This window comes from Cryobacterium cryoconiti (assembly GCF_004403065.1).
GTDB classification, from domain to species: Bacteria; Actinomycetota; Actinomycetes; order Actinomycetales; family Microbacteriaceae; genus Cryobacterium; species Cryobacterium cryoconiti.
The window spans coordinates 1-6,810 of record NZ_SOHA01000026.1 but is presented as its reverse complement, the minus strand read 5'-3'; the positions used below and the strand labels follow the sequence as shown (position 1 = coordinate 6,810).

General features: G+C 69.7%; 7 protein-coding genes. 2 read left to right on the top strand and 5 right to left on the bottom strand.

What is annotated here, in order from left to right:
- Positions 1 to 34: 34 nt before the first annotated feature.
- The 3 genes from E3T49_RS08710 to E3T49_RS08700 are packed head-to-tail and all read right to left on the bottom strand — an operon-like array spanning position 35 to position 2,357.
- The gene (locus E3T49_RS08710; RefSeq protein ID WP_134424545.1) at positions 35 to 277 is read right to left on the bottom strand and encodes a putative acetyltransferase; all 243 of its coding nucleotides are present in this window, start codon (positions 275 to 277) and stop codon (positions 35 to 37) included.
- A gap of 21 nt (positions 278 to 298) precedes the next feature.
- A complete protein-coding gene (locus E3T49_RS08705) occupies positions 299 to 997 on the bottom strand; it encodes a potassium channel family protein (protein WP_241972721.1) in 699 nt (232 codons plus the stop codon).
- Entirely contained in the window at positions 990 to 2,357 is a 1,368-nt protein-coding gene (locus E3T49_RS08700) for a TrkH family potassium uptake protein (RefSeq protein WP_241972720.1), read from the bottom strand. The genes E3T49_RS08705 and E3T49_RS08700 overlap by 8 nt, the downstream gene beginning before the upstream one ends.
- Before the next feature lie 158 nt (positions 2,358 to 2,515).
- Between E3T49_RS08700 and E3T49_RS08695 the strand changes: the two genes are divergently transcribed.
- Positions 2,516 to 3,016, top strand: a complete 501-nt coding sequence (locus tag E3T49_RS08695) for a hypothetical protein (protein ID WP_134424544.1) — start codon at positions 2,516 to 2,518, stop codon at positions 3,014 to 3,016.
- Positions 3,017 to 3,052: 36 nt separating this feature from the next.
- Here the strand turns inward: E3T49_RS08695 and E3T49_RS08690 are convergent, their stop codons facing one another.
- Positions 3,053 to 4,720 (bottom strand): helicase HerA-like domain-containing protein, encoded by a 1,668-nt coding sequence (locus E3T49_RS08690; RefSeq protein ID WP_134424543.1) that lies wholly within the window; start codon positions 4,718 to 4,720, stop codon positions 3,053 to 3,055.
- 102 nt (positions 4,721 to 4,822) lie between these two features.
- On the bottom strand, positions 4,823 to 6,196 hold the full coding sequence (locus tag E3T49_RS08685; RefSeq protein ID WP_134424542.1) for an NAD(P)/FAD-dependent oxidoreductase: 1,374 nt from the start codon (positions 6,194 to 6,196) through the stop codon (positions 4,823 to 4,825).
- A 206-nt stretch (positions 6,197 to 6,402) separates the two neighbouring features.
- Here E3T49_RS08685 and E3T49_RS08680 point away from each other — a divergent pair, with 206 nt between their 5' ends.
- Complete coding sequence (locus E3T49_RS08680) at positions 6,403 to 6,693, top strand: hypothetical protein (RefSeq protein WP_134424541.1); 291 nt, start codon at positions 6,403 to 6,405, stop codon at positions 6,691 to 6,693.
- The last annotated feature ends 117 nt before the right edge of the window (positions 6,694 to 6,810 follow it).

Genomic DNA, 6,810 nt, shown 5'->3' with positions numbered 1-6,810 from the left:
GACGGGCGGCGAGCAGCGGGCGGCGAGCGGAGCGCTAGTCGGCGAGGGGGCGGCGCGGCGCCCGCGGCGCGGGGGGCGGCGGCACCTGCTTCGCGGCAACGATGTCGGCGAGCGCGAGGGTGACCAGACCGCGTTTGGTCTCGACCGTGCAGCCGGTGTCGGTGACGGAACGCAGGTAGCCCACGGCATCCGTCACCCCACCCTCGATGCGGGTGCGCACCACGATTCTGGTGCCGAGGGCGGTGGTGGAGACGAAGTTGGCGGCGGCGAGGCTCATCCGGCTGAGCCTAGCCCCGACTCACCGGAGGCGGCTGAAGGACTCCACCTTGCGCACGTCGCCGGCGATCAGGATGACGTCGTCGGCCTCGAGTTGCGTGTCGAGGGTCGTGTAGCTCCAACCCTGTCCGGGCCGGTTGTACGCGGTGACCGTGACCCCGTGGATGGTGCGCACGCTCGATTTGCCCAGCGGCACTCCGATGATCTCCAGCGGCGGGTTCGTCTTCACCAGGGCGAAGTTCTCGTCGATCTCGATGTAGTCCTGCATCACTCCGCGCACCAGGTGCGCCACCCGCTTGCCCATGTCCTTCTCGGGGTAGATGACATGCCTGACCCCGATCTGGCGCAGAATCTCGCCGTGCGGGTCACTGACCGCCTTGGCCCAGATGTTCGGGATGCCCAGCTTGAGCAGCAGGCTCGCGGTGAGGATGTTCGCCTGGATATCGCTGCCGATCGAGACGACCGCACTGCTGAAGTCCGGCACCGAGAGCTGGCGGAGGGTGTCCTCCTTGGTGGAGTCGGCGCGCACCACATGGGTGAGCAGGCCGTTGTGCGCCTGCACGATCTCCTCGTTGCCGTCAATGCCGAGCACCTCGCTCCCGCTGGCCATGAGCTCCATCGCGAGGGCGCTGCCGAACCGGCCCAGGCCGATCACGACGATTGCATCCGCTTCGGCCATGCGCGCGGGCTGCTGGTGCCCGAACAGGGAAAACTTAGCCAATGATGGGCCTCTCTTTCGGGAATTCGTACGCGATGGGGCGTTCCCGCAGGGCGAGCGCCGAGGCGAACCCCATCGGGCCCAGACGGCCGATGAACATGAGCAGCATCAGGATGACCTGACCCGCCGGGGGCAGACTGGCGGTGATCCCGGTCGACAGCCCCACGGTGCCGAAGGCGGAGATCACCTCGAAGAGCAGTTCGTCGAGGCCGAGATCGGTGATCAGCATCAGGGCGACCGTGGAGATCGTGATCACGGCGACGGCGAGGAGCACGATCGTGATCGCCTGGCGGTGCACGGCCCGGGAGAGACGCTTGCCGAAGACGTTCACGGCGACCTCGCCGCGGATCTCCGTGAGCAGGATGAAGAACAACACGGCGAAAGTGGTGATCTTGATGCCGCCGGCGGTGCCGGCCGGGCCGCCGCCGATCAGCATGAGCACGTCCATGCCGAGCAGGCTCGCCGAATCCATGGCGCCGATGTCAAGGCTGTTGAACCCGGCCGTGCGGGTCTGCACCGACTGGAAGAAGCCGACCAGCAGCTTGCTCGGCCAGTCGAGCGGGCCGAGTGTGCCCGGGTTGTTCCACTCCACACCGGTGATGTACACGGTGCCCGCGACCAGGAGGGTGGTGGTGCCGACCAGCACGATGCGGGTGTTCATCGACCATTTCAGCGGGTTCCGCAGGTGCTTGCGCAGCTGCATGATCACGGGGAAGCCCAGCCCGCCGAGGATCACGGCGGCGGCGATGGGCAGGCAGATGAACGGGTCGGTGGCGTAGGAGATGAGGTTGTCACTGAACAGGGCGAAACCGGCGTTGTTGAACGAGGACACGGAATGGAACACTCCGAGCCACACGGCGCGGCCGAGCGGTTCGCCGTAACCGGTGGAGAACCGCAGGGTCAGCAGCACCGCGACGATGAACTCCACGATCAGGGAGATGCGCACGACGCCGAGAACCAGACCCCGGACATCCTCGAGCCCGAAGCTCTTCACCTCGGCAGCGGCGGTCATGCGTGAACGGAGGGACATTTTGCGGATCACGGCGAGCCCGAGGACCGACGCGAACGTCATGATCCCGAAACCGCCGATCTGGATCAGCAGCAGGATGATGACCTGGCCGAACGGCGTCCAGTAGGTGGCGGTGTCGACGAGGGTCAGCCCGGTCACGCAGACGGCCGAGGTGGCGGTGAAGGCCGCGATCAAAAGTGAGGTCCCACCAGGCCCCGGCGTGGCGATCGGGATCATCAAAAGCACGGTGCCGACCAGAACGGCGCCGGCGAATCCGGCGACGACGACCTGCGCCGGATGCGGCCGGCTGCGCGGGACGCGCGGACCGCTTCTATGAAGGGACAGGGATGGCACTCGCTCACTATACGGTTCACGGATGCCGCCCGGAACAGTAGCTTCCGCACACAAACGGAAACAGGACTAATCTGTGTACACCGGCGAGGGGGAAACCAAGGGTGAGATTTAACGGGGGTGTGCGCATGCATGCGCACGCTTTGCGACCCCAGGGTCGGGTGCTCCTTCAGTCGGGGTTGTCCGTCCTCGCGCTCGTCGCGCCCGTTTCCGCCGTTCTGTTCTGGCTCACCATCCCCACCGGAACCTGGCAGCCCGTCGCCGCGGCCCAGGGCCTGCTGCTGGCCATCTGCGCCTTCGCCTACCTCTCCTACACGCGCACCATCATCCGGGTCGACGCCGAGGGTATCTCGGAGCGCGGCTTCCTGGGCCGCGTCGTGAGCTTTTCCACCGCCGAGGTCGGCAGCGTGGTGCTGCTGGAGCTGTACCAGAGCGGCGCGCTCGACACCCAGCCGCAGCTGTTCGTGACCGGCACCGACGGTCGGTTGCTCGTGCGCATGCGCGGCCAGTACTACTCGCGCGGCGCCATGGAAACCGTGGTCGATCAGCTTGCCGTTCCCGTGGTGCGGGTGCCCGAGCCGATGACCCTGCAGGACCTCAACCGGGCGCGCCCCGAGCTGCTCTACTGGTTCGAGCGGCGCTTCACCGGCCACACGGAGTAACCCGCAGCATCCGTCTTGCCCGCCGTCAACGGCGAGTCAACGGCGACGCCGGGTGCCGAAGATGCCGCCCACCACGCCGGTCAGGATCGTTTTCGTGACGGATGACCCGAGCACCTGCTCGAGCACGCTCTTCTGGGCGCGCGCGGGCGTTCGGGTGCGCGTTCCGGGCTGCGTCTGCCGCATCAGCCGGTCGTACTCGGCCTGAGCCTTCTTCTCGGCCTTCGCCTCGAGCACCTGTCGGGCGTCCCGCTCCTTCTCGGCGACGGCGGCCGCCTCGGCCTGGTCCAGGGCGTCCTGCTCGGCCTGCGCGGCCTGGTTCGCCTCTTCCAGCCGGGTCGCCAGAATCTCGCGCGCGGAGTCCCGGTCGATGGCGGCGCCATACCGGGCGAGCAGCGGCGAGGCTGCCACCAGGGCGTCGACGTGGTCCGGCGGCGTCGGTACCATCGCTCCCTGCGGGGCCCGCAGACGGGTCCAGGCGACCGGGCTGGGTGCCCCTTTCTCGTTCATCACGGTGACGATCGCCTCGCCGGTGCCGAGTGTGGTGAGCACCTCCTCGAGGTGGTAGCCGGAGTGCGGATAGGTCGAGACGGATGCTCTCAGCGCCTTGGAATCATCCGGCGTGAACGCCCGAAGCTGGTGCTGCACCCGGGATCCGAGCTGCGCCAGCACGTCGCCCGGCACGTCTTTCGGGGTCTGGGTGATGAAGAAGATGCCGACACCCTTCGACCGGATCAGGCGCACCGTCTGGGTGATCGAGTCGAGGAAGCCCCGTGACGCGTCCGTGAACAGGAGGTGGGCTTCATCGAAGAAGAAGACCAGTTTGGGCTTGTCCTGGTCGCCGACCTCGGGCAGGTCGTTGAACAGATCCGCCAGCAGCCACATCAGGAACGTGGAGAACACGGCCGGTTTGTCCGCCACGCCGGGCACCTCGAGCAGGCTGACCACGCCGCGGCCGTCGGCGGTGGTGCGCAGGAAGTCGAGCGTGTCGATCTCCGGTTCGCCGAAGAACACGTCGGCACCCTGGGCGGCGAAGACGGTGAGTTCGCGCAGGATCACCCCCACGGTGGCCTTCGAGAGCCCGCCGAGCTCGGTGAGTTCGCCCGCGGCCGCGTCGCTGATCAGATAGGTGAGCACGGCGCGCAGGTCGGTCAGGTCGAGCAGTGGAAGCCCGGCCTGGTCGGCGTAGTGGAAGACGAGACCGAGGCTGGACTCCTGCGTGTCGTTGAGGCCGAGCACCTTGCTGAGCAGCAGCGGTCCGAAACCGGCCACGGTGGCCCGCAGCGGGATGCCCCGGCCGACGCCGCCGAGGGAGAAGAATTCGGTCGGGGATGCCGTGGGCAGCCAGTCCTGCCCGATCGCCTGCGTTCGCGCCAGCAGTTTGTCGGTCGGGGTGCCCGCGCCGGCGATGCCCGACAGGTCGCCTTTGATGTCGGCGGCGAACACCGGCACGCCGTGGGCGGAGAACTGCTCGGCGAGCAACTGCAGGGTTCTGGTCTTGCCCGTGCCGGTGGCCCCGGCGATCAGCCCGTGCCGGTTGGTCATCGCCAGCGGTATCCGGATGGGCACGTCCGGCCGGGCGTCGCCGTTGACGAGGGCACCCAGCTCGAGCGCCGGAGCGTCGAAGGCGTAGCCGGCGCGGGTGGCGTCGACCTGGTCCTCGGTGAGAGGGAGAGGGCCGGCCGGGGGCGGGGTGCTCGCAGTCATGGCAGGAATACTAGTCCCGGCCGGGGCGCGGTAGCCAGCGGTCCGCCCCGCGCGATCCGCACGACCCGCACGACCCGCACGACCCGCGGCCCGCGCGACCCGCTAGTGTCCGCGCCCCGAGACCACGTCAGCGACGGATGCCAGCGGTGACGTCGTCTGCCGCCGGGTGCGCTCGGCGTGGTCGGCCAGCGAGTACGCGCGGTAGAGGGCGTGCACGGCGAGCCAGCGCAGCGGCTCCGGCTCCCAGTTGCGCACCCGGTGGTTCACCCACGGCAGCCGGGTGAGCCCGGTGTCGTGGCCGAGGATCAGGTCGGTCAGCGTGCGCCCGGCCAGATTCGTCGTCGCCACCCCGGTGCCCACGTAGCCGCCGGCCCAGGCCAGCCCGGTCGCCGGGTCGAGCCCCACGGTCGCCGCCCAGTCGCGCGGCACGCCGAGCACCCCCGACCAGGCGTGGTCGATCGCCACGCCCGCCGTCGCCGGGAAGAACCGGGTCAGGATGCCGCGCAGCGCCGCCACCGTGCTCTCCGGGGTCTGCCCGTCGGAATCCGTCTGCGACCCGAACCGGTACGGCACGCCCCGGCCGCCGATCGCGATGCGGTCGTCCGCGGTGCGCTGAGCGTACATGTAGGCGTGCGCCATGTCGCCGAGCGTCTCCCGGCCCTCCCAGCCGATGCTCGCCCAGACGGATTCGCTGAGCGGCGCGGTCGCGATCAGGGTGGAGTTCATCGGCAGCCAGGCCCGGTGCAGGCCCTTCAGTCCCGCCGTGAACCCCTCGGTGGCGCGCACCACGAACTCCGCGTCCACGGCTCCCCGGTCGGTGATCGCCCGGTGCGGGGTGATCTCGCTGACCCGGGTGTTCTCGAAGATCTCCACGCCGAGGCCCTCCACCACCCGGGCGAGCCCGGCCGCGAGCTTGGCGGGGTTGATGCGCGCGCAGTGCGGGTGCCACATCGCCCCGGTGGCGCCGGCCACGTCGATGCGGGCGCGCGCCGCCGCCGGGGAGAGGAGTTCGACATCCGTCATGTCCCAGGCCTGCTCCGCCCGAGCGGATGCCTCCAGGCGCCGTTGCTGCGGCTGGTCGTAGGCCACCGTGAACTCGCCGCCCTTGACGATGTCGGCGTCGATGCCCTCGGTTGCGGCGACCCGGATCACCTCGTCGACGGTGTCGTTCAGACCGGTCTGGAACCGGGCCGCCGCATCCCGGCCGTGGGATTTCACGTACTGCTCTCGGCCGCCGGTGATCGAGTTGGTCAGCCAGCCGCCGTTCCGCCCCGACGCTCCGTAGCCGGCGAAGCGCTGCTCCACGATCACGATCCGCAGGGCCGGGGCGGCCTTCTTCAGGTAGTAGGCCGTCCACAGTCCGGTGTACCCGGCGCCCACGATGCACACGTCGGCGGTGGCCGGCCCGGGCAGCGGCTCCCGCGGGGCAGGCCGGCCGAGCTGGTTCCACCAGAAGGAGACATCGCCATTGATCATTCCCGCACCGCTTTCATTCCGACGGATGTTGCGCGTTCAGTGAGAGCATCATCTCGCATCCTCCCCCGGTCCCGCCCCTGCCGCGCCCGCACCTCGCCCGCCCACGTGCCCGTTCCGGTCGAGAGTGCCCGTTCCGCCGGTCACTCTCGACCGGAACGGGCACTCTCGCGGGCAGGCGCTCCGGGCGCTGCCCCTAGGCTGAACGGATGACTGACCCCGGAATCACCAGCAAATCCTTCGCCCCCACCCCGTCCACGGGGCCGTCCGGGTTCGGGACGACGCGTGTGATCGTCGGCAGCGTGCTCTGCTTCCTCAGCCTCTTCTCGCTCCCCCGCGGACTGTCGCTGCTGCTGCTCGGACTCCTGCGCCCGGAAGCCACCACCTCGGCCGCAACAGCGCTCGGCATCGCCATCTTCGGGGCCGCGCTCCTCACCGCGGGCATCCTGCTCATCGTCAGCGGCGCCAAGCGCCGCCGGGCTGCCCGCACCGCGCAGTAGCGCGGCTGCCCGCCCGGACTCCTCCCCCCGCCCCGTGGGCCGCCCCGGACGCCCGCATCCGCGTCACGCGGGTGCTGCGCCGCTGCGCGGATGGCACGCCGGGCGCGAAACGGCGCA